The sequence below is a fragment of the Stieleria sedimenti genome (genome assembly GCF_025060895.1).
Lineage (GTDB): Bacteria > Planctomycetota > Planctomycetia > Pirellulales > Pirellulaceae > Stieleria > Stieleria sedimenti.
On sequence record NZ_JANZKV010000255.1, the window covers coordinates 1 to 1,461 of the forward strand.

Genomic DNA, 1,461 nt, shown 5'->3' on the forward strand with positions numbered 1-1,461 from the left:
ACACCAACGGTTGCTGATTCCCTTTTTATCCTGCAACCGATTCATCGCTACGACGCGACGTGACTGTGGTTTCGTATTGCCGAACCTTTTCAAGCCACTCCGCACCAACGGGAACGCCCATTGATTCGCAGTAGTGGTCCCAAACCGCTCCCAGCGGCATCGTCTTTTGCTCTTCCATCAATGCCAACCGAGCGGTCAAGTCGCCGTCTCGCTCAAGTTGTTGAAGTGTCTCGGTGGGCTCAAGCAGTGCCGCAAGCAGCGCTTTCAGTGCGTTCCGTGTCCCGATGGTCCAAGCGGCGACACGGTTGATGCTGGCATCGAAAAAATCCAACCCGATGTGTACTCGATCCAGATAGTCGCCACGCACGATTTCCTGCATGATCGCCTGCAGTTCATCGCTGTAGGTGACGACATGATCACTGTCCCATCGCACGCCACGGCTGACGTGCAGCAACAACTCGGGGACGTACATCAACGCGGCCGAAATCTTGTCCGAGATCACCTCGGTCGGATGAAAGTGGCCCGCATCCAAACACAGCACTTTGTCCCGCGACATGGCATAACCCATGTAAAACTCGTGCGAACCGACGACGTAGCTTTCACTGCCGATCCCGAACAGCTTGCATTCGACCGCGTCCAACGTTTGGTCTCGCGGTAGTTCTTCGGCGAAAACCTCATCGAGGGATGCGGCCAACCGTTCTCGCGGCGCTTTACGACTTGCGGGCGTGTCTTTGAAGCCGTCAGGTACCCAGAAATTGTTCACGCATGGGCCGCCCTGCGCCGCCCCCATTGCCGCCGCGATCTTGCGACAGGCGATGCCGTGATCGATCCAAAACTGTCGAATTCCAGCATCCGGATGCGACAGAGTGAAACCGTCGGATGCGTTGGGATGAGAAAAGTAGCTTGGGTTGAAGTCGAGTTTGATGCCTCGGTCGTTCGTCCAATCGATCCAGCCTTGGAAGTGTTCGACGTCGATTTCATCACGCTCCACCGGACCGCTGAACTCACCGTAGATCGCGTGCAAATTCAGCCGGTGCTTTCCGGGGATCAAGGAGTAGGCGAGTTCAAGGTCACTACGCAACTCATCCGCCGTTCGGGCGCGTCCGGGATAGTTTCCAGTGACGGCGAGCCCATCGCCAAGCGTTCCGGCGTCCGCTTCAAAACCGGCGACGTCATCACCTTGCCAGCAGTGAACCGAAATCGAGATTTCTGAGAGCCGTTGGAGTGCATTTCGCACATCAACGCCGAGCGCTTGATAACGCTCCGACGCCAGCTCAAATGCCGCAGCAACCTTGGTCGCATCGCTCATGATTTTATCCTTATTTCGTCCCTTGGGGCCCGATTCATCCGACAGCATGTACTTCGATCGCCCCAGCATACACTCCCCGAAAACCCCAAACCTTGACGATTGACCCGAAAACTAGCACAATCGTCCCAGCGTGGGATGGCCACTGCGGGATG

Annotated in this window: 1 protein-coding gene; it reads right to left on the minus strand. The window is 56.6% G+C overall.

What is annotated here, in order from left to right:
- Nucleotides 1-25: 25 nt before the first annotated feature.
- Nucleotides 26-1,309, minus strand: a complete 1,284-nt coding sequence (locus tag NZK35_RS28295) for an L-rhamnose isomerase (RefSeq protein ID WP_259635886.1) — start codon at nucleotides 1,307-1,309, stop codon at nucleotides 26-28.
- Nucleotides 1,310-1,461 lie beyond the last annotated feature (152 nt).

What these genes read in the sequence shown, in the direction of transcription:
- NZK35_RS28295 (WP_259635886.1), bottom strand. Translation starts at nt 1,309, where the DNA reads ATGAGCGATGCGACCAAGGTTGCTGCGGCATTTGAGCTGGCGTCGGAG.